This window comes from Paenibacillus sp. 2KB_22, from assembly GCF_052115745.1.
In the GTDB taxonomy this organism is placed as follows: Bacteria; Bacillota; Bacilli; order Paenibacillales; family Paenibacillaceae; genus Paenibacillus.
On sequence record NZ_JBFRHG010000003.1, the window covers coordinates 38,414 to 60,104 of the forward strand.

16 protein-coding genes are annotated in these 21,691 nt (G+C 46.0%); all 16 read left to right on the top strand.

Annotated elements, in window-relative coordinates; translation table 11 throughout:
• The first annotated feature begins 14 nt into the window (after nucleotides 1–14).
• The 16 genes from AB4111_RS19175 (at nucleotide 15) to AB4111_RS19250 (ending at nucleotide 21,589) form a co-directional block, all read left to right on the top strand.
• The gene (locus AB4111_RS19175) at nucleotides 15–920 is read left to right on the top strand and encodes an ABC transporter permease (protein WP_253442274.1); all 906 of its coding nucleotides are present in this window, start codon (nucleotides 15–17) and stop codon (nucleotides 918–920) included.
• 19 nt (nucleotides 921–939) lie between these two features.
• Nucleotides 940–2,766: an oligopeptide ABC transporter substrate-binding protein gene (locus AB4111_RS19180; protein ID WP_442032812.1), complete on the top strand. Its 1,827-nt coding sequence runs from the start codon at nucleotides 940–942 to the stop codon at nucleotides 2,764–2,766.
• 251 nt (nucleotides 2,767–3,017) lie between these two features.
• Complete coding sequence (locus tag AB4111_RS19185; RefSeq protein ID WP_253442270.1) at nucleotides 3,018–3,908, top strand: D-alanyl-D-alanine carboxypeptidase family protein; 891 nt, start codon at nucleotides 3,018–3,020, stop codon at nucleotides 3,906–3,908.
• A 120-nt stretch (nucleotides 3,909–4,028) separates the two neighbouring features.
• Entirely contained in the window at nucleotides 4,029–6,458 is a 2,430-nt protein-coding gene (locus AB4111_RS19190; protein ID WP_442032813.1) for a S9 family peptidase, read from the top strand.
• A gap of 229 nt (nucleotides 6,459–6,687) precedes the next feature.
• Nucleotides 6,688–8,277: an MFS transporter gene (locus AB4111_RS19195; RefSeq protein ID WP_442032814.1), complete on the top strand. Its 1,590-nt coding sequence runs from the start codon at nucleotides 6,688–6,690 to the stop codon at nucleotides 8,275–8,277.
• 471 nt (nucleotides 8,278–8,748) lie between these two features.
• Nucleotides 8,749–9,783, top strand: coding sequence for an LCP family protein (locus AB4111_RS19200; protein WP_091035261.1), 1,035 nt, complete (start codon nucleotides 8,749–8,751; stop codon nucleotides 9,781–9,783).
• 184 nt (nucleotides 9,784–9,967) lie between these two features.
• Entirely contained in the window at nucleotides 9,968–10,393 is a 426-nt protein-coding gene (locus AB4111_RS19205) for a CBS domain-containing protein (protein ID WP_017691444.1), read from the top strand.
• Between the two features lie 265 nt (nucleotides 10,394–10,658).
• Nucleotides 10,659–10,961, top strand: a complete 303-nt coding sequence (locus tag AB4111_RS19210; RefSeq protein ID WP_253442948.1) for a MazG-like family protein — start codon at nucleotides 10,659–10,661, stop codon at nucleotides 10,959–10,961.
• Nucleotides 10,958–11,878 carry a DUF2232 domain-containing protein gene (locus AB4111_RS19215; RefSeq protein WP_442032815.1) on the top strand — a complete coding sequence of 307 codons (921 nt, stop codon included), beginning with the start codon at nucleotides 10,958–10,960 and terminating at the stop codon, nucleotides 11,876–11,878. Before AB4111_RS19210 ends, AB4111_RS19215 begins: the two co-directional genes overlap by 4 nt.
• Before the next feature lie 11 nt (nucleotides 11,879–11,889).
• Nucleotides 11,890–13,881 (top strand): DHH family phosphoesterase, encoded by a 1,992-nt coding sequence (locus tag AB4111_RS19220; RefSeq protein WP_253442262.1) that lies wholly within the window; start codon nucleotides 11,890–11,892, stop codon nucleotides 13,879–13,881.
• On the top strand, nucleotides 13,878–14,321 hold the full coding sequence (gene rplI, locus AB4111_RS19225) for a 50S ribosomal protein L9 (RefSeq protein ID WP_442032816.1): 444 nt from the start codon (nucleotides 13,878–13,880) through the stop codon (nucleotides 14,319–14,321). The genes AB4111_RS19220 and rplI overlap by 4 nt, the downstream gene beginning before the upstream one ends.
• A gap of 1 nt (nucleotide 14,322) precedes the next feature.
• Complete coding sequence (gene dnaB / locus AB4111_RS19230; protein ID WP_253442260.1) at nucleotides 14,323–15,684, top strand: replicative DNA helicase; 1,362 nt, start codon at nucleotides 14,323–14,325, stop codon at nucleotides 15,682–15,684.
• Between the two features lie 444 nt (nucleotides 15,685–16,128).
• A complete protein-coding gene (locus AB4111_RS19235; RefSeq protein WP_091012210.1) occupies nucleotides 16,129–17,415 on the top strand; it encodes an adenylosuccinate synthase in 1,287 nt (428 codons plus the stop codon).
• 222 nt (nucleotides 17,416–17,637) lie between these two features.
• Nucleotides 17,638–18,405, top strand: coding sequence for a hypothetical protein (locus tag AB4111_RS19240; RefSeq protein WP_442032817.1), 768 nt, complete (start codon nucleotides 17,638–17,640; stop codon nucleotides 18,403–18,405).
• A 382-nt stretch (nucleotides 18,406–18,787) separates the two neighbouring features.
• Nucleotides 18,788–19,570 carry a class I SAM-dependent methyltransferase gene (locus AB4111_RS19245; protein ID WP_442033277.1) on the top strand — a complete coding sequence of 261 codons (783 nt, stop codon included), beginning with the start codon at nucleotides 18,788–18,790 and terminating at the stop codon, nucleotides 19,568–19,570.
• 486 nt (nucleotides 19,571–20,056) lie between these two features.
• Nucleotides 20,057–21,589, top strand: coding sequence for a peptidoglycan DD-metalloendopeptidase family protein (locus AB4111_RS19250; RefSeq protein ID WP_442032818.1), 1,533 nt, complete (start codon nucleotides 20,057–20,059; stop codon nucleotides 21,587–21,589).
• Nucleotides 21,590–21,691 lie beyond the last annotated feature (102 nt).

Sequence of the window (21,691 nt, forward strand, 5' to 3'; positions counted from 1 at the left end):
GGGGTGAAAACAAGATGAGCAAGGCCAACGAGGTAGTTGTAACTTCACAAAAGGTTGATAAAAGCCCCTCCAGTTTGAGTATTTTATGGAGGGAGCTTGTCAGAGATAAGGTGGCACTAATCTCGCTCATTTTCTTGGGCTTGGTCATGTTGCTGGTATATGGCACGTCTCTAATTCTGAATCAGGATGATATCGTACGCGTGGATCTGTTTGCCTTATATGAACCACCATCCGCTCAATATTGGCTTGGAACGGACTATGGAGGTCGTGATGTATTTGGCCAACTGGTCATCGGTACACGTAACTCGCTGACCATTGGAATTATAGTAACGTTAATGACTGGTTTCATAGGTATCTTAATTGGCCTTTTATCCGGTTATTTCGGTGGAATGATAGACAACCTGTTTATGCGTGTTGTTGACTTCTTCATGATCCTTCCGATGTTGATGATTGTTATCGCGTTTGTTACGGCAGTACCGAAATACAATATCATCTCGTTCTCTCTAATCATGACTGCCTTCCTATGGATGGGTATTGCCAGATTGATTCGCTCCAAAGCATTACAGGAACGGGAACTGGACTATGTAAAAGCTTCAAAAACATTGGGCTCTTCTCATCTGAAGATTATGCTCTCACAGGTTCTTCCGAATCTGAGCTCCATTATCATCGTAACGATGACATTGAATCTCGCTGCCAACATTGGCCTCGAATCCGGGCTGTCTTTCCTGGGATTTGGTTTTCCCGAAAGCACACCCAGTCTTGGAACACTCGTAAGTTATGCACGTAATCCGCAAACCCTGGAATCCAGATGGTGGATATGGCTACCCGCATCGGTGCTGATCCTGGTATTGATGTTGAGTATAAATAATGTCGGTCAAGCCCTAAAGCGTGCGACTGATGCAAGACAAAGAAGAGGTTAAAAAAAGGGAGGAAAGGTTCATGAAAAAGGGATTATTTTCACGGGGACTATTTTTCACGATGATGCTGGTCTTTGTATTGGTGCTCGCAGCGTGCTCTGAGAAAGAAGCAGCTACTCCAGCTCCTGCTACCAACACAGAAGAGGGAAAAACAGAGGAAAAACCTGCTAATGAAGAGGGCGTTTACTCCATTGAAGACTTCAACAATGTCAAAACGAATGAAGGTACTGCGATCGAGGGTGGATCGATTACATTCGGACTTGTATCGGATACTGCTTTTGAAGGTACACTGAACTACAATTTCTATTCCGGTAACCCGGATGCACAGGTTCTTCAATGGTTCGATGAAGGCTTGCTAACTTGGGATAAAGACTATGTGTACACCAATGATGGTGCTGCAACATATGAGACTTCCGAAGATGGCAAAACGTTCACACTGACCATTCGTGACAACGTAAACTGGCATGATGGCAAGCCGGTAACGGCTGAAGATCTGCAATTTGCTTATGAAGTTATCGGTAACAAAGCGTATGATGGTCCACGTTACGACTCCAACTTCACTAGTGTAGTAGGTATGGACGAGTATCATGCTGGAAAAGCAAAAACAATCTCTGGTATTAAAGTGCTGAGCGACAAACAAATCAGCATTACGTATAAAGAATCTACTCCGTCCCTGCTGACAGGTGGCGTATGGACGTATCCACTGGCTAAACATATCTTCGGAGATATGGATGTAGCAAAAATGTCTTCTTCCAAAGAAGTACGTGAAAAACCAATGGGTTTTGGTCCATTTAAAGTGGATGTTATCACTCCAGGTGAGTCTGTAACTTTTGTTAAAAACGATGACTACTGGCGTGGAGCTCCAAAACTGGATAGTGTAACTCTGAAAGTTATCAACCCGACAACGGTTGTTCAAGAACTGAAATCTGGCGGGGTAGATCTCGTGGATGCATTCCCGACAGACCAATACAAAGATAATGCTAACCTGTCCAACGTAGAATTCCTGGGCGCAATCGATCGTGCTTATACGTACATCGGTTTCAAACTGGGTACGTGGGATGAAGAGAATGGAAAAGTTAAAAGCAATGCTGAAGCAAAAATGGGCGACAAAAACTTGCGTAAAGCAATGTGGATGGCTGTAGATAACGATCAAGTTGGTAAACGTTTCTATAATGGTCTGCGTTGGAATGCAACAACCCTGATTCCACCGTCTCACCCAGAATTCCATGATTCCAACAATCCGGGTGTAACGTATGATCCAGAAGCAGCGAAAGCTTTGCTTGATGAAGCTGGTTACAAACTGGATGGTGAATTCCGTACGAATCCGGATGGAACACCACTCGAAATCAACTTTGTATCTATGACTGGTGGCGACACAGCTGAGCCATTGGCACGTTATTATGTTCAATCATGGGCAGCTATTGGTTTGAAAGTAAACCTGGAAATGGTTGAATTCAACAGCTTCTATGACCGTGTAGGTAACACAGGTAAAGATGATCCGAACATTGATGTGTATCAAGCAGCATGGGGTGTTGGTATTGACGTAGATCCATCTGGCCTGTACGGTCGTGATGCACTCTACAACTTCTCCAGATTCTCCAGCGAAGAGAATGACAAATTGCTGGCACAAGGTATCTCTGCTGAAGCATTCGATGTAGACAAGCGTAAAGAGATCTACAATCAATGGCAGCAATACATGGTAGATGAAGTTCCTGTATTCCCTACACTGTATCGCGCAGTTGTAGCACCAGTTAACAAACGTGTAATGAACTATGCGATTGGTGATGGAACAGGCGTTTACCTGAGCGACCTGCAAGTTAATGCAGACAAAGCAGTTGTAGCTGAGTAATACTTTTTTCAATTAGCAACTGTAAGGATTGGGGTCCTTTAAGAAGCCGGTTGCTAGATTATGATGAAGAATTCTCCTGGGAATTGAACTAAAGTGTCTTTAAAAACATGGATTCTGTACACTCTGGCATGGGTGTATGGGGTTCATGTTTTTTTTGTAACCAAAAAATAAAAAAAATTTAACTTTTTTTCAAAAAAGTGCAGACAAAATGCCTCTTCACTTCGTCTATATAGGTAAGAGGTGATCATCTTATGAAAAAATGGTGGAAACGGGCAGGTATGCTGCTGGCTCTGCTGCTCATTATATATTTGGGTGTGAAACCGGACATGCTGGTAGGCAAACCGGGAATTAAAGCTGAATCTGCGGTGTTAATGGATATGAACTCTGAACAGATCTTAATGGATTTTAACGGCTCAGAAGAAATTGCGCCGGCAGGCGTCAGTAAGTTGATGACAGAACTGCTAGTGATGGAGGCCGTGATCAATGGTGATATTGGCTGGAATGATCTTGTGAATGTGAGTCTGTATGCCAGCTCCGTGGGGGGCAGTCAACTGACCCTGAAACAGGGAGAGCAATTCACCGTTCAGGAATTATTCGAGATCGTAGCTGTCTATTCAGCCAATGATGCAACTGTCGCTCTGGCTGAACATATCAGTGGTTCAGAGCAGAAGTTTGTGCAGCAGATGAATCAGAAAGCTTCTCAGATCGGGCTGTCTGAAAATACACAATTCACGAATTCAACGGGCCTCAGTGAAAAGCTGCTTGGTCCTAACCGTCCGATGGAAATACAAGGGCAAACCTTAATGACGGCTATAGATGCATGCAAACTTGCGCGATATCTGCTGAATAACCATCCCGAGATTTTAAGAATCTCCAGTCAAATGCAAGTATCGATGCATCAAAAAGGGATGTATATGAGCAACACGAACTGGATGTTGTCCTCCATTGGTGGGCCGTATGCTTACGATGGAAATGACGGATTAAAGACCGGTTATGATGAAGATTCCGGATATCATTTTGTGGGGACAGCTGAACGTGATGGCAAAAGACTGATTTCAGTTGTATTTGGGACGGATACTCGTGAAGGGCGCTTTGTGGAGACGCGGAAGTTGTTCAACTATGGATTTTCGGGCTCAAAATAAGATCTGACATGAGCATCTTCAAGAAAACCCATCTCGCTGTTAACTTATGGTTAATCATGGTAAAATGACTTACGTATAATTCCATATTATTATGTAATTCACTTTAAAGGGGGAGATTGTTTGAACGCAATAAGTAAAAAGGTATACGCTCTCACGCTTACGATGGCCATGTCCATCGCACTGATTCAACCAGCTGTACAGGCTGCCGAAGCCGTTATACCTACAGCCTCTGTCTCGGAGGCCATTGCTTCCAAGGCAACACAAACACTACAGCAACTGGGATACATAGATGGTACGACAGATGGCATGACCCAATTAACGACTCCAATCACCCGCGCGGAGGCAGCAATCATTCTGCAACGTGTACTTAAACTGGATACCCCTACAACACTTACAGGTTTTGCAGATGTTTTGCCGGAGAATGAAGCTGCGCCTGCAATCTACGCATTAAAGCAAGGCGGATTCATTCAAGGGAAGGCCAAAGGTTATGCCCCCGATGCTCCACTTACACGTGCACAGATGGCATCGTTGTTTACACGTGCATTCGAACTGAAAGATAACGGAATTCAGGTAGTTTATAGTGATGCCGATCAGATTCCAGCTGTGCATGCAAATGACGCTGCGCGTGTTAAACAGCATTTTATTATCGAAGGTAGCGCATTCAATGCCAAACAGTCAGTCACCCATGGAGAATTCGCTGATGCACTGTATCTGGCGCTTGGACTTGATGTGAAATCGGATGGTCTGACACCTCTGGAGGACTTCTTCAAACAGCCTGCTCAAGCAGGGTTCCAGATGTCACCGGACGGTAAACATCTTGCTTACCTGGAGCCATGGAACAACCGCATGAATATCGTAGTTACTGCAAACGGTCAGGATAAGCCTGTACGCATTACAAGCGAAACAGAACGTAATATTGCAGGATTTGCTTGGGCAACCAATGAAAAGCTGCTCTATGTACAAGATAAGGCAGGCGATGAGAATTACCATATATATGTCACGGATATCGATGGTAAAAACAGCAAGGATCTGACGCCATATCCTAACACAAGAGCCATCCTGGTAGATCCGCTTGAGAATATTCCTAATGAAATTTTGGTAGGCATGAACAAGCGTGATCCGCGCATTTTCGATGTGTATCGGATTAACATCAAGACTGGGGAGGCTGTACTTGCTGCAGAGAACCCGGGTAACATTACGGGCTGGCTGACGGATCACGAAGGTAAAATTCGTGTTGCCGTGTCCAGTGATGGCAATGTGTCTTCGTTACTGTATCGTGAATCAGAGGACAAAGAATTTGAGCCGCTTCTGACAACGAAGCTTGGAGAGACTTTTGCTCCAGTCATGTTCACGTATGATAACAAAAATATCTATGCGATATCCAACTTGGAGCGAGACAAAACGGCGATTGTTGAGTACAGCCCAAGCAGCAAAAAGGTAACCAAAACCATCTATGAAAATAAAGATGTGGATGTAAGCAACTTCGTACCTTCCAAAGAAAAAGGGACCATTCTTGCTGCTGTATATGAGACTGATAAAGTGAACTATGAATTCTTTGATCAAGAGTTCAAAACGCTAATGCAGGATATCAAAGCGAAAGTGCCAGGCAAGGAAGTTAGTATCAGTAGCATAAGTGAGGAAGGCCAAGTATTGTTCGTAGCGTATAGTGACAAAGCGATGGGGACGTATTATTACTACGATTCCAAAACAGGCAAACTCGATAAACTGGCTGATGCCGCACCTTGGATTGATGAGAGTCAAATGGCGGATATGAAGCCTATTACGTACAAGTCACGTGATGGTCTGACCCTTCATGGTTATCTAACACTGCCTCAAGGGGCTGAGACTTCTAACCTGCCATTGGTGGTTGTTCCACATGGTGGTCCTTGGGCACGTGATTCATGGGGCTTCAATCCTGAGATTCAATTCCTTGCAAGCCGTGGTTATGCGGTACTTCAGGTCAATTTCCGTGGTTCCACGGGATACGGCAAGGAATTCCTGGATGCAGGCAATAAAGAGTGGGGCAAAGCGATGCAGAACGACCTCACAGACGGTGTAAACTGGCTGGTTGAAGAGGGGACGGTTGATCCAAAACGTGTAGCCATATATGGAGGATCTTACGGTGGATATGCCGCTCTGGCAGGACTGGCTTTCACACCGGATGTCTATGCTGCTGGCATCAGCTATGTGGGACCTTCCAACATCTTCACCCTTCTAGACTCACTTCCACCTTATTGGGAGTCAGAGCGTAGTATGTTCTATGAACGTGTAGGAGACCCCGTGAAAGACAAGGAACTGTTAACGGCGATTTCACCGCTCTTCCACATCGATCAGATGAAGGCTCCATTATTCGTGGTTCAGGGCGCTAATGATCCACGTGTCAAACAAGCCGAGTCAGACCAGATTGTTGAAGCATTACGCAAACGTGGAGTCGATGTACCCTATATGTTAAAGACTAATGAAGGTCATGGCTTTGCGAACGTGGAGAATCAGCTTGATCTGTACCGTGCGATTGAGAAATTCCTGAATCGTCATCTGATGCAGCCATAATACGTTAGACATGAGGGCTGTCCCGCAGGTTTTATCAAACCTGTGGGCAGCTTTTTTTTATAGGAGCAGAGGTAAAATGAACCATGTAACCTTATTATTAAATTGACATATGGATTTCTTTTGTTTTAAAATGACCAGTGAGTCATTATTATTTAATTCGGTTTAATATATATGTACCAAACCAACTGTACGATACTGAATTTAAGATCTGACCGGGAGGTAACATGTGATGCAAAAACAAATGAAATGGCCGCTAGTCCTGTTTGCCATAGGGGTATTTATGGCTGCGCTGGATAACGGAATCATCACCTCTTCACTGACCACCTTAAATGCATCATTTGGTGTGTCGCCAACGTGGGGAGCATGGACGATTACGCTCTACACGCTTGGACTTGCGGTAAGTGTTCCGATTGCAGGCAAACTGTCTGACCGTTATGGTCGCAAAAAACTGTTTTTGATAGAAGTGGCGTTGTTTGGAATCGGGTCCCTGCTGGTTGCGCTAAGCACATCGTTTACCTTCTTCCTGATCGCTCGTGTTATTCAAGCTTTGGGCGGTGGGGGGATATTTATCATTGCCAGCTCCTACGTGCTAAGCAAGTCCCCGGCGGAGCGTCAAGGTACAGCCTTGGGTCTGCTAGGGGGTATGAATGGTGTTGCGGCCATTTTGGGGCCGAATATCGGTGCTTTTATACTGGACATTACGGGCAACTGGCACTGGTTATTCCTGATCAACGTACCTATCGCCATCTTGCTATTCATTGCAGGTATTCGATATATTCATGAAGAGCAGGAGCTTAATCGTGCAGCAGTGGACTGGAGCGGTATTGCTGTCCTGACGTTGGGTGTACTCAGTTTAATGTATAGCTTCAGCAATCTGGACGGTGTGAACATGATTCAAAGCCTGGGATCACCGATGTTCTACGGCTTTTTCTTGGCAGGTGTAATCATTCTGGTGCTCTTTTATTTCATGGAAAAAAGACTGGAAGGATCCGAACGTGAACCTGTTGTATCGACACAACTTCTGGGCATTGCGTCCTTTCGCTGGACATTGTTGATTGCCTTTTTCTCGGGAGCCATTCTGGCCTCGGTGATCTTTATTCCCGGTTTCGTTGAACAGTATCTCGGCGTATCCAATACGGCTTCCGGGTACTGGTTTACTCCGCTCGCGCTGGCATCCGGCATTGGGGCGGGTGGAGGTGGCTACCTCGTTGACCGCAAAGGGCCAATCTGGACGTTATCGGTTGCGGGGCTCTTATCTGCCATTGGATTCCTGCTGTTCCCGCTGTGGGTGGAGCATATCTGGCAATTTGTCATCGCGAGTACGCTCGTAGGTATCGGTTTTGGCATGATGCTTGGTGCGCCAGTTAACGTACTCGTCACAGAACAGGCGGGGGAGAACAACAAAGGCATCGCGGTAGCGACCAGCTCGTTATTCCGCCAGATGGCGATGGCTATTGCACCTACCATTTTTGCCGGATTCCTGGCACGTTCTTTCACTAATCTGGGGTCCAACATTCAAGCAGGATTTGCTAATAAAGGAATTCAGGTGTCGCCTGAAATGCTGCAACAATATGCCTCAGGCGGGGCATCGGGGAGTGATGTCTCCGGTCTGACTGAGGGCCTGTCCCAGATCCCTGATGAAGGTATCCGTGATGTGTTACTTCAGGCACTGCATCAAACGACAGGTGAGGGTTACAATGGACTTTTCTGGTCTGCGGTTATATTCAGCGTGCTTACGCTGGTGGCTGCACTTATAACGGGACGTCTGCGTCATAAAGAGAAGAGGCATCATGTGGAAAGTGTATCCACGAACGGATAACATCATGTATGAAAATGAAGAGAACAGTGTACTTTTTGAAACTAAAAAGGAGTCGCTGTTCTTTTCAATTTAACCGGATTGTAACTTTTCTTCCTCCCGCAATGATTACAATAGAACGAGCGTAAGCGGTGTCTTGATTCCAGAGAGAGAAAACTTCAGAGGACACCGAGTCACAAGGCATCCCAGACGTTTAATTGGTATTATATAAGTTCAACGAATCGTTACACTGCATCACTGCGAGTTCAGAGTAACCTTCCGATCGCTGTTATCCCCAGATTTTTTGATTTCCTTTCCAAAGGTTAAAATCCGGTGATAAAGGCGAGGCGTATGCTTTCGATGTAGCTTTCTTTCAGAAAGCTTTTAGCTACGCTTCTTCAGGTTTTCTCTGACCTCTCCGTTATTTGTGTAAATATTAGATGAAACTTATATAGCCAGGCAGTATCATTTTCATAGTGAAGAAGGAATCAATGGATGAAAAGCAGAACTAAAGATAAGAAGAAGAAAAGAAGAAAAGGCCTATATATAACGCTCGTTTCACTTGTTGTTTTGTTAATCGGAGGATATTTGTTCCGTCAGCAGCTGGCTGTAGCGGCATTTGATCTGTTTCTCGCCGGTTCGGTAGAAGATCAGCTATCCCGCTCTTATGTACCGCAAGAAGGCAACAATACGCCTGATCCAACGGTATACCGTAAGGAACCTTTCTCCGTGTTACTGCTGGGTTCGGATAAACGTGCCTATGAGAAGACGCGTGGACGTTCGGACACCGTTATCTATGCTGTAGTACGTCCGAAGGAATCCCGTGTGCTGCTGGTATCCATTCCACGTGATACGTATGTGCAGATTGTGGGACGGGATGCAAACAAGGACGGCGTAGATGATTATGATAAGCTGGCGCATGCCTATGCTTTCGGTGGGGAGAATATGTCCATCAATACGGTGGAGAAATTTCTTGATGCTGATGTAGGTTACTATGCAACGATCAACTTCGACGGAATCAAAAAAGTGGTTGATGCGCTTGGTGGTGTAAAACTGCCCATTGATGAGGACATTGTGAACAAAAACCCGGATCATGTGCAATTCACGATTGAAGGCGGTAAGCCGATCTATGACGGGCAGGAAGCATTGTATTATGTAAGATACCGTGAGGATAGTGATTTTAATCGTACCAAGCGGCAGCAGATTTTCCTGAACGCGATGGCGAATGAGATGCTCAATTTGAATCAAATCGCTAAAATTCCGGAATTGATTCAGATTATGGGAGACAGCTTCCAGACGGATATGCGAGCTTCTTTTATTATTGATCTGGCTAAACAGGTGCTTACTCAGGAGAAACCGCAGATTTCAAGCTTCACCATTCTTGGTGAGGGGATGAAAAAGGATGGTATCTATTATGGCCAGGCTGACGAGAAAGATGTCCAATATGCCAAAGAGCTGATTAACAACTGGATGGATCAATCAACTCCAGCCGGTGAAGTAATGATTCCTGACCGGCAAAAGATTGAATAACCAATTCCATACCGATGATGTGTAGTAGACCACAATCAGCAGTACGTTTATTCGCGGGCTGCTGTTTTTTTTCTCTGTAGCGAGAACTATGATCCTTTTGGAACATCCTGCGTTCTAATCCGTATAATATAAGTTGAGCGAGATAAGTTGAACGAAGAAATTCACAAGGAGGATACACAAGGGTATGAACATCGCATTTTTTTTGCTACCCAAACAAGAGGTTACGTGTGTGACGTCGGATTCTACGCTGCGGCAAACGTTGGAACGGATGGAATATCATCGTTTTACGGCGGTACCCATTTTGAATAAAGAGGGCAAATATATTGGTACGGTTACTGAAGGCGACTTACTGTGGTATATGAAGAATGCCGAGGGAAAGATTTCATTTGAAAACGCTTCAAAGTTCTTGCTCAAGGATGTTCCCCTTCGCTTGGATATTAAACCTGTATCCATTAACGCCAACATGGAGGACCTGATTAATCTGGCTAAAGTTCAGAACTTTGTTCCTGTGGTCGATGACATGGATCGGTTCATTGGTATTGTCAGACGGAGTCAGATTATTGAGTACTGCGAGGGCATTGTAGCCAAAGAATCGATCAAGGCTAAGTAAGGCTGTACCGAATTTAAACATTATTGTGTCGTGAGGGATAATCACAGCCGTCCGGTATCATGTTAAACTTAAGAAGTGCTGAACCAAGGGCGCATTCGAAGCTTTTGACAAATATATAGGTCGATAGGATGTACGGAGGACTCCGCATAAGTACCTGACATCAGTTTCGGAGAACTTCTCCGCTTTTTGGGGTAATTTTGCGGGCCCTCTTTTTATGCTATAATCGAGAATAAAGCTTTTTCGGGGGAGAGTGACTTTCGCCAATATGCCTAAAGAACTGGATGTAGCCAAACGCGCTAAAGTGATTGAATGGCTGAAAACCGAAGTGCTTGATCAGGTATCCCGATTATTCAAGGCGTTATGGGAAGGCAGTACAACTCGAATCGGGGACAGTCTTGCCAGTTTGATTATGAGTAGTTACATATTGGGCCGCAGGCTCGGTATTCCTTTCAAGGATCTGGATGCACTGCTAGTTGAGAAGTTGAGAAAGCATAAACAGGAAGGTCACCAGCTTGAAGACTGGTACCAGGATATTTCCGCGCTAGAAGATCATATGCGTAAGAGGTGAATTTGTTGAAATTTAGCTTTAAATCAGCTGTTTGGAGCGCAGTTTATCTGCTCTTGCTGCTTTCGCTGTTAACTCCTTTATCGGTACTTGCCATATTTTTTATGATGATACCGGGAGTTATTTTGTATGCTTCATTATCTTTAAAATCATTTATATGGCATCTCGTGCCTGTAGCTGTTATTTTGATCGTATTCCATCCCATCTATCTGTTACTATTGCTCATCTTTACCCTGCCCGCGATCGTTATGGGTCACGCGTATAAAACACGCAAATCGGCGCTGTTTGCACTGATGGCGGGAAGTGGCATGATGTTGGCAGAATACTTGTTGTTGCTCTTGGTCGGCAGTGTCATTTTCCAATTCGACCTGTCCAGTTATATTGAAGATGTGGTCAAATTGACCATTGAACCGTTAACCAATACATCTAATCAAATGATCAACGGGTTTGCATGGACACCAGAGATGACCGAGGATGTCGCCAAACAAACACAGCTTATGATTCCGTTTGCTCTCGTTGTCACATCGATGGTAATGGCCTTCATTACACACGCCATTGCGCGTCCGATTTTGAACGTGATGGGTGTGGTGGTATCGAAGCTTCCACCAGCAAGAGAGTGGCGTATGCCGCGTGCGTTGATCTGGTATTATTTCCTTGCACTGTTGATCGAAGTGATCTCGAGACAAAGCGATGGAACATACTGGACGATGATTGCCATGAATCTGTCGCCGTTAATCAATCTGGGCTTCATGATTCAAGCGATCGGCTTCTTCTTCTTTCTCTCACATACAAAGAAATGGAATCCGGTTATACCATATTTTCTGGCGGCTGCGGTTTTCTTCATTGGTCCGCTTCGGATTATCGGAATTATCGATCTGGCGTTCCCGCTTCGTGAGGCAATATCGAAATCAAAACGATAGGGTGATGAGTCTTGCCTAAATTTCTGAAGAAACGCTGGCACGGCTACTATACCGTATGGGCGTTCATACTGCTGCTGTTGCTCGTTATGTTCGTTACCATTTATAACTGGACGCTTGGTTTGATTAGTCTGATACTGGCTTCGGCGCTGGGAATCGTCATGATTAAGGCGGAGCTCGCGTTCCGCCGTGAGCTTAACGACTACATTAATGGCCTGTCTATCCGGATCAAACGGATGGAGGGGGAAGCGGTCAGCATGCTTCCATTCGGAATTGTGCTGTACAGCGAAGATCGTACGGTAGAGTGGCATAATCGCTTCGTTGCGGAGATGTTCCAGGAGAAGACAATGGTGGGTAATCCGCTGCTTAATTTGTTTCCCAAACTTCCTCAGCCTAAAGAGAAGAAGGATGGGACGAAGGAACATTCATCCAGGGAGTTCCATGACGAATTCCAGTTGGATGATCGGCATTATGGAGTTATTCATAACCCGCAGGAGCGGTATGTATATGTATACGAGATTACGGAGCTAGCCATTCTTCGTGATAAATATGAAAATGAACGCCTTGCTTTGGGTATTCTCGTTCTGGATAATCTGGACGAGGCTGCCCAAGGCATGGACGACCAGCAGCGTACCGCACTGATTGCCCGTGTGACCAGTGAGATTACATCATGGGCCAAGCAATATGAAGTGTACCTGCGCCGGCTGTCTTCGGATCGTTATCTGTTGATGCTGAATCATAAGTCATTGCAAGAACTGGAGCAGAGCCGATTTGTCATTTTGGATGAAGTTCGGGAGATGACCGCTGACCTCAAAGTGCCAATGACACTCAGTGTAGGACTCGCGTTTGGTTCGGACAGCATCAGCGAGATGGGAGAATTGGCACAGTCCAGTCTGGACATGGCTCTTGGACGCGGCGGCGATCAAGCTGCTGTAAAGTCTGGACAACGCCTGTCTTTCTACGGGGGCAAGTCCAACGCCGTGGAGAAACGGACACGGGTCAGAGCACGAGTTATTGCGCACGCGCTGCGTGACCTCATGCAGGAGAGCGATCGAGTGCTCATCATGGGGCACAAAATCCCGGATATGGACGCAATCGGTGCATCTATCGGGGTATGGAAAGCAGCGAGTCTGTACAATGTGGAAGCACGCATTGTTCTGGATGGAATTAATCCAGCGATCGAACGGATGATGGAGCAGGTGAACAAGGACGAGAAGTTGTCCAAAGCATTTGTATCACCGGAACAAGCAACTCAGATGATGACAGAGCACACGCTGCTGGTTGTAGTGGATACACACAAAGCCTCTATGACCATGGAGCCGAAACTGGTGCAGTCTGCAACCCGTGTTGTCGTTGTGGATCACCATCGTCGGGGTGAGGAGTTCATTAATGATGCTGTGTTGATCTATCTGGAGCCTTACGCATCTTCGGCTGCGGAACTGGTAACGGAGCTCTTGCAATACATTCATGACAAGGTACAATTCACTCCGCTTGAAGCTACGGCTTTGCTTGCCGGAATTACAATGGATACGAAGCATTTTGCATTGCACACTGGTTCCAGAACGTTCGAGGCCGCAGGCTTCCTGCGACGTAGTGGTGCGGATACCATTATGGTCCAACGGTTGATGAAAGAGGATCTGTCAGAATATATTGCTAAGGCAGAAATCATAAAGCATGCTAAAATGGTATACGGGAACATTGCACTGGCGGTTACGGACCCTGGTAGCAAGATTTCACAGATGATGATCGCCCAAGTAGCGGACACATTGCTGAACATGACTGACGTGGTTGCTTCATTTGTGATTAGTGAGCGTCCGGATGGACTGATTGGCATCAGCGCGAGATCGCTGGGGCGCATGAATGTTCAAGTTGTCATGGAACGGTTGGGCGGTGGCGGACATTTGACGAATGCTGCCGTGCAGCTTGAAGGAACGCTTGGAGAGGCAGAAAAACGGCTGACGAACGTACTGGCTGAAATCGAAAAGGAAGAGGGGCTGTTCGAATGAAAGTCATTTTTATAAAAGATATGAAGGGTCAAGGCAAGAAAGGGCAAGTGAAGGAAGTATCTGAGGGCTACGCACAGAACTTCCTACTGCCACGGGGAATTGCACGTCCGGCAACGGATGGCAACATGAAGACACTGGACAACCAGAAGGCGGCTGAAGAAAGAATTAAACAGGAAGAGAAAGCAGAAGCGGAAGCACTCGCGAAGAAGCTGGAAGCAGAAGTGACTGAACTGAAAGCCAAATCCGGCGAAGGTGGTCGTCTGTTCGGCGCTATTACCAGCAAACAGATTACAGAAGCTTTGTCTAAAAAAGGTCTGAAAGTAGACAAACGCAAAATTGAGCTGGACGAGCCTATTCGTACACTCGGCGTAACACAAGTAACTGTCAAGGTTCACCCTGAAGTGAAGGCAACCTTGAAGGTACAGGTAACGGAAGAGTAAGATGGGCGGCGAAATGTTATTCGACCGGATTCCCCCGCAGAACCTGGAAGCCGAACAGGCCGTGCTGGGTGCAATCCTGTTGCAGGGTGAAGCCCTAATTACAGCGATGGAACGGGTGCAAACCGAGGATTTCTATGATAAGCCCCATCAATTAATCTTTGAAGCGATGATCCAACTTGGCGAGGGAAATCAACCGATTGACCTCGTTACACTGACCTCGCTTCTGAAGGATAAAGGTGAGCTGGAGGACATCGGCGGCGTTAGTTATCTGGCTAAGCTGGCTCATGGTGTACCTACAGCTGCGAACGTAGACTATTACGCTCAGATTATTGAAGAGAAATCAATGCTGCGTCGTCTGATTCGTACGGCAACACAGATCGTAAGCGAAGGATATACAGGCGGCGAAGATGTTGCAGCCATGCTTGGAGAAGCTGAACGTCGTATTCTGGAGATTTCCAATCGTCGCTCCAGTAGTGGCTTTATAGCCATTCAGGACGTATTAATGGAAGTATTCGATAAAGTCGAAACACTGCATCAGAACCGGGGAACGACAACCGGCATCCCTTCCGGCTTCATCGATTTGGACAAGATGACTGCCGGCTTCCAGCGCAGTGACTTGATCATTGTAGCGGCGCGTCCATCCGTAGGTAAGACTGCCTTCGCCTTGAATATTGCTCAAAATGTAGGCATCCGGGCGCAAGAAACGGTAGCCATCTTCAGTCTGGAGATGTCGGCTGCACAGCTCGTACAACGGATGATCTGTGCGGAAGCCAACCTGGACGCGGGAGTTCTTCGTACAGGGGAATTCAAAGGGGATGAAGATTGGCAGAAGCTGACGATGGGTATCGCAGCTCTCAACGAAGCTAATATCTATATCGATGACACACCTGGTATCACGGTAGCCGATATTCGTGCCAAATGCCGTCGTCTGAAGAAGGAGAAAGGTCTGGGTATGATCCTGATTGACTACCTTCAATTGATTAGTGGACGCGGTAAAGCCGGGGAGAACCGTCAACAAGAGGTATCCGAGATCTCACGTACACTGAAGCAGATTGGCCGGGAACTGGAAGTTCCAGTTATCGCCTTGTCTCAGCTGAGCCGGGGTGTAGAGCAGCGTCAGGATAAACGTCCGATGATGAGTGACTTGCGGGAATCGGGTTCGATTGAGCAAGATGCCGACATCGTAGCGTTCCTCTACCGGGATGACTACTATAATCAGGATACCGAAAAGAAAAATATTATTGAGATCATTATCGCGAAACAGCGTAACGGTCCGGTAGGTACAGTAGAACTGGTCTTCCTGAAAAACTTTAATAAATTCGTCAACTACGAGAGGGCGCACAATGACGCCTTCGCGATGTAACGGGCAGGTGCTGACGGCTCCGATCAGGAAGCAAACTCGTCTGTCCCGAAGATCAACTATTAGAGCAACTGAACTCATTCATGTGTTATAAATACCAGATATAGATTCACATTAAAATAGATATCCTTGAACCGGTGATAGCAGTCAAGCAAGATTGGACTGAGGTCTCCGGTTTTTTGTGTCGAAATTATGGGTAAATCCCGAACATTACGGTTGTACTATATCTAATTGTTCGCCATTTGATTTGACTTTGAAAAAGGGTACTGGTACACTAATACTGCTGCGTTAAAGCAGCGCAAACCTTCCCTTGAATGTAACGGAAGGACATTTTTACTGTCCGTTAGCACGCTTCTCAGTCGGTTTATTGCGTAACATGCCTGCCGGGATAGAGGACGGACAGACCAATACAAAGGTGCGCAAGGCACCCACGGAGGAATGTTAACTATGTCAACGGTAGTTGTAGTGGGAACGCAATGGGGAGACGAAGGAAAAGGTAAAATCACGGATTATTTGGCGGAGAGCGCTGATGTGGTGGCTCGTTATCAAGGTGGTAACAATGCGGGTCATACAATTCTGATTGATAACAAAAAATATAAACTGACGATGATTCCATCAGGGATTTTCTACACGGATAAAGCGTGTGTTATTGGTAACGGAATGGTTATCAACCCGAAGGCACTCATCGAAGAAATTAACTATATTCATGACAATGATTTTACAACCAAGAACCTGTCCATCAGTGAGCGCGCACATATCATCCTGCCATATCACATGGTATTGGATGCACTCGAAGAAGAGAGCAAAGGTCCGAACAAAATTGGTACGACTGGCAAAGGAATTGGCCCATGTTACATGGACAAATCAGCTCGTATTGGTATTCGGATGGTTGACCTGATGGATGCTGAAGATTTCGAACTGAAACTGCGTCATCTGGTCAAAGAAAAGAACCGAGTCATCGAGCAAGTCTACGGCGGCCAGCCTGTTGATGTTGAAGAGATTCTGCAAGATTACCTCGGATATGCTGAAATTCTGCGTCCTTACGTACGTGATACATCCGTTGTTCTGAACGAATATATTGATGAGGACAAGAAAGTATTGTTTGAAGGCGCACAAGGCGTGATGTTGGACCTCGATCAAGGAACTTATCCATTTGTTACATCATCCAATCCGTCCGCAGGCGGCGTATGTATCGGTTCTGGCGTAGGCCCGGCTCGTATTCAGCAAGTCATTGGAGTAGCGAAAGCTTACACAACCCGTGTAGGAGATGGCCCATTCCCTACGGAATTGCATGATGCAATCGGCGACCAAATCCGTGAGACTGGACATGAGTACGGTACGGTAACTGGACGTCCACGTCGTGTGGGTTGGTTCGATAGTGTTGTTGTTCGCCACGCACGTCGTGTCAGCGGAATTACAGGTTTATCCCTGAACTCTCTGGACGTAATGACAGGTCTGGAAACCGTAAAAATCTGCACAGGATACAAATTCCGTGGCGAGGTCATCACACACTATCCGGCAAGCCTCAAAATGCTGGCAGAATGTGAAGCGGTATACGAAGAGATGCCAGGCTGGAGCGAAGATATCACCGGAGCGAAGAAACTCGAAGACCTGCCAGTGAACACACAGAATTATGTAAAACGTGTTTCCGAACTGACAGGCATTCCAATTGCCATCTTCTCCGTTGGTCGTAACCGTGAGCAAACAAATCAAGTTCTTCCAATCTACGAGTAATCGAAGAAATAGAGAGATTGTTTCTTGAATTATAAAATAGGATAGACTGCCGACTTAGGCATGTTAAGCCTCCAGTTGTTGCTTTTATAGCGATGACTGGAGGTTTTTTGTATATATATCGGATATAATCCCGAGATTTCCGTCAATACTGGTTAACAGTAGAGTCACAGATCCCGACATGCGCATGCTAGACGGGTGGGATAATCGGAGGGAGAGAACGGAATGAAGTTGCTTGTGTGGTTTGTCAAAATCGTGCTAACCGTGTTGCTGGTCAGTTCACTGACACTGCTCACGACCGGATTAATTGTACAGTCATATGCGAAGTCGCTACTCGCGAGTTTCAATATTCAGTGGGAAGGTCAACCCATGGGGTTAACCGCCATGTTCCAGGGTGCCTTGGGCGGTAAAACCAGCGAAGGGAATAAATCGGGAAATGGGACAACAGATCAGCCGACAGGAGCGGACGAAGAGCAGGTTCCGGAAGATGCTGTTTCAGTTATGGGGAATGGGACGGAGAGCGGTAAATCTGGCGTAGATGCAGGCAACGATGCGTCCCAGGGGAGCGGCTCAAGCGAGGGCGCAGGTGAAGGTTCAGGTACAGATACGACCGTAGGATCAAACTCAGGCGCAAGTACAGGCAATGGGACGGATACAGGCACGGGTAATGAGTCGGGAACAGCCCAGGGGAGTGGTCCAGCTTCGGGGAACGGAACCGGATCGACTAGCGGCGGTGCTTCCTCAGGTAATGATGCTATCGTTGTATCACCGGATGACATCACAGGAGCGAAGGACAAGCTACCCGCAGAGGAGAAAGAAAAAATCTTCAGCTTGCTCATGAATAAGCTGCCGCAGAAAGAAATGCAGCAGATCTCAGGCGCCATGGAAGGTGGCCTAACGGAACAGGAACTGCGTGAGATTGAACAGGTGATCTCGAAGTACCTGACCAGTGAAGAGTATGACAACCTGATGGAAGTACTGCAAGCAGAATAAGATTGGAAGGTAAGCAGGCGTGCTCTATTTGGGCATCGCCTAATTCATATTGTAATGGACTTGTCGATGGTGATTGAATATAATCTATTTAAATAAATACTGGAAATTATATAGATATAGAATTAGATATTCAAGCATTCTAGTTGTGGAGCAATGAGTGCTTACGTTAATTTTATTAGCGTATGTAGGAGGGAAGATGTTATGAAATATAAAGGTAAAGAGTACGACATATAAAAACGGTTTTGCAACATTACAGAAACCTCCAATCGAATTCGTGGACCTCCGTTCATATGTGCATTCAAGAGATAAGATGGACTTGTGTTTATGAATACACTAATTGGAGGTTTTATTGAACATGAACTTTTATCATACTCATTCAGAAATGTCAGTAGAAAAGTTTAAAGAGGCGACGATTGAGCGATATGAGCAAGGAGTGCAAGAGGCAGAACGGCCGTTTAGTGGCTGGGATTTTAGCTATGTAACAGGAAGCGAGCGACTCCAGAGCGGAATGTTGCCTTGGTCTTATGGAACGATCGCCCGCAGATTGTTGAGTCAGACAGAACGAATGCTCGATATGGGTACTGGCGGAGGAGAAATGCTGTCCAGACTCCTACCACTTCCTCCATACACATGTGCGACCGAGGGCTATCTCCCGAATATACCGATTGCAGAGGAACGTTTACAACCGTTAGGTGTGAAGGTGCTTCCCGTGACTGATGATTCGCAACTTCCTTTCGAAGACGGGGAATTCGATCTGATTCTTAATCGGCATGAGTCGTATGATGAGCTGGAAGTGAGGCGGATTCTATCGGTAGGCGGGCTATTTCTAACTCAACAGGTAGGTTGGTCAGATTGCAGGGAGATCAATGATCGACTCGGCATTCCTATGCCAGCGGATTACGCCGGATGGGAGCTGAATCGTGCTGTTTTTCAGCTGGAACAGTCTGGATTCCGTATTATAGAGCAACATGAAGCAGCCCCCGCGCAGCGTTTCTATGATATAGGAGCACTGGTCTATTATCTGAAGACCATCCCGTGGCAAGTACCTGATTTTAAGGAACAACATTTCCGTGAGCAATTAATGGAGATTCGTATGGAGATGGAGCAATATGGATTTTGGGAAGTGCAGCAGAAGCGATTTGTAATTCTTGCAGTCAAAGAATAGAGACATTAATGTTAAATTATAAATTGTCATGAGATGAAATCCAGTTTACGAGAACCCACAAACAGGTTGTTTACCTTATCCCTTATCAGAGTTGATCTGGTGAGGGATTTTATTTGTATTTTTATGAAAAATAAAGCATATTTCACTGGGTCTTAGAACCTAGTCTTAAATTGTGAGTGAAAGTACATAGTACAGCGGATGTTGAGGCATAATGGGTGATGGATCAGCCGTACGATCTTATGGATAATACAGGGAAACCAAGCGGGGCGTGGCTTTGCGGTGTGACGTGTAGAGTTGAAATGAGTGTAAAACCTGTGTTAAAGTATACGGGTGTGATAAAAGGTTAAAATTTTGACACTTTTACGAGCGCAGTTAAAGTCCTGATTTTGCGGACACCCAATACAATTATCAACGAGCATGGGACAGACACGATGGGTGATGTCTTGACAGAAATGCGAACTGAGAAGTGCTGAAAAGGAGAGAATCATGAAAGGTTTCAGAGGCATACGCCAACCGGGTAAAGACCGGGTACACGAACAATCCGGGGAACACCGGACGGCCGAAGACAAAAACAACATGAGCATGTCCACCTTCAGTGTGAATAAGAAGCGCGTTCTAGCCTCGCGCAAATGGATCATTACAGCAGCTTGTGGTGTATTCATCGCAGCATCGCTCGGGTTCGCAGGCAAACAATATGTTACTGCAAACACCGTGCCGTATTATAAAGTAATGGTTAAAGGTAGCGAGATTGGTACCATTGCAGATGAAGCACAATTACAACAACTATTTACAGACAAAACCGAGGAATATCAAAATAAATATCCGGATGCAGAGATGGTGCTGAACACGGATGGCATCACAACCGAAACGGCAAGAGCGTACAAACCCGAAGTGAACAGTGACGAGACGCTGGACAAACTGGGTGACATGCTGACAGCCTACGCCAAAGGTGTGGAGCTCAAGGTAGACGGTGAAGTCATTGGTATTGTGAAAGATCAGGCAACAGCTGATGCAATCCTTGAACAAGTGCAGAGCAAATACATATCGGCATCGACTGTGCGAAGTTCGCTGAAGACGAAGTCGGTATCGGCTAATTCCTCGAAGAAAGACGAGGGACCAAGTACAACCCTGAAGTCGGTAGGCATCAAGGAAGATGTAGCGACGGATGTGGTGAAGGCTGATCCAAACAAAATATGGGATGCGTCCGAGGCGGTTAAAGCATTAACCGTTGGTAAAGACGCGCCTGTAACTTATGTGGTTCATGAAGGAGATACAATCTCTTCGATTGCTGCCAAGTATGAAATTACACAAAGCGAGATTCACCAGCATAACCCGGGCATCAAGGAAACGTCGCTTCAAATCGGAGACGAACTGACCTTGACCGTTCCGAAACCAGCGGTAACCGTTAAATCAGTTGAGCAGGTTGTTGAACAGATTGAGATTAAACCGCAAGTGGAAGTACGCAAAAGTGCTGAGTTGAAAGCAGGTATCACAAAAGTTGTGCGCCCAGGACAAAGTGGGTTGAAAAGCATGCAGTACCGTATAACCAAAGAAAATGGTGAAGTTGTTCAGGAAGAGTGGCTTGGTCAGGAAGTGATTAAAGCAGCTGTAACTGAAGTGGTCCTTAGCGGAACAAAAGTTGTTGGTGAGGGCACAGGTGAATTTGCTTGGCCGGTATCCAATGCAACGATGAGCAGCAGCTTTGGCCAACGTTGGGGTCGCCAGCACAAAGGTGTCGATCTGGTAGGTAACCGCGATGTGAAAGCGTCTGACGAGGGTGTAATTACTTTTGCTGGACAGAAAAGCGGTTATGGTAATGTCATCATTATTAACCACCGTAACGGATACGAAACACTGTATGGACATCTGAACAGCATTGGCGTTAAGGTTGGACAAGTGGTTGAAAAAGGCGAGAGTATTGGCGTTATGGGTAACACGGGTCGTTCGACCGGAACACATCTGCATTTTGAGATTATTAAGAATGGAACGGTAGAAAATCCATTAACGTATCTGAACTAATATAGAGCTTAAGGAGAGCAAGGTTGGCAATGATGCTGGCCTTGTTTTTTGCTGCTGTAAAAAATTTTCAAATGAAAGACCTTTCAAGCCTCGGATCGGGAT

Coding starts and splice junctions, on each gene's coding strand:
- AB4111_RS19205 (WP_017691444.1), top strand. CDS start 9,968: ATGAACATCGCATTTTTTTTGCTACCCAAACAAGAGGTTACGTGTGTG.
- AB4111_RS19180 (WP_442032812.1), top strand. CDS start 940: ATGAAAAAGGGATTATTTTCACGGGGACTATTTTTCACGATGATGCTG.
- rplI (WP_442032816.1), top strand. CDS start 13,878: ATGAAAGTCATTTTTATAAAAGATATGAAGGGTCAAGGCAAGAAAGGG.
- AB4111_RS19235 (WP_091012210.1), top strand. CDS start 16,129: ATGTCAACGGTAGTTGTAGTGGGAACGCAATGGGGAGACGAAGGAAAA.
- AB4111_RS19175 (WP_253442274.1), top strand. CDS start 15: ATGAGCAAGGCCAACGAGGTAGTTGTAACTTCACAAAAGGTTGATAAA.
- AB4111_RS19185 (WP_253442270.1), top strand. CDS start 3,018: ATGAAAAAATGGTGGAAACGGGCAGGTATGCTGCTGGCTCTGCTGCTC.
- AB4111_RS19200 (WP_091035261.1), top strand. CDS start 8,749: ATGAAAAGCAGAACTAAAGATAAGAAGAAGAAAAGAAGAAAAGGCCTA.
- AB4111_RS19240 (WP_442032817.1), top strand. CDS start 17,638: ATGAAGTTGCTTGTGTGGTTTGTCAAAATCGTGCTAACCGTGTTGCTG.
- dnaB (WP_253442260.1), top strand. CDS start 14,323: ATGGGCGGCGAAATGTTATTCGACCGGATTCCCCCGCAGAACCTGGAA.
- AB4111_RS19195 (WP_442032814.1), top strand. CDS start 6,688: ATGCAAAAACAAATGAAATGGCCGCTAGTCCTGTTTGCCATAGGGGTA.
- AB4111_RS19250 (WP_442032818.1), top strand. CDS start 20,057: ATGAAAGGTTTCAGAGGCATACGCCAACCGGGTAAAGACCGGGTACAC.
- AB4111_RS19245 (WP_442033277.1), top strand. CDS start 18,788: ATGTCAGTAGAAAAGTTTAAAGAGGCGACGATTGAGCGATATGAGCAA.
- AB4111_RS19210 (WP_253442948.1), top strand. CDS start 10,659: ATGCCTAAAGAACTGGATGTAGCCAAACGCGCTAAAGTGATTGAATGG.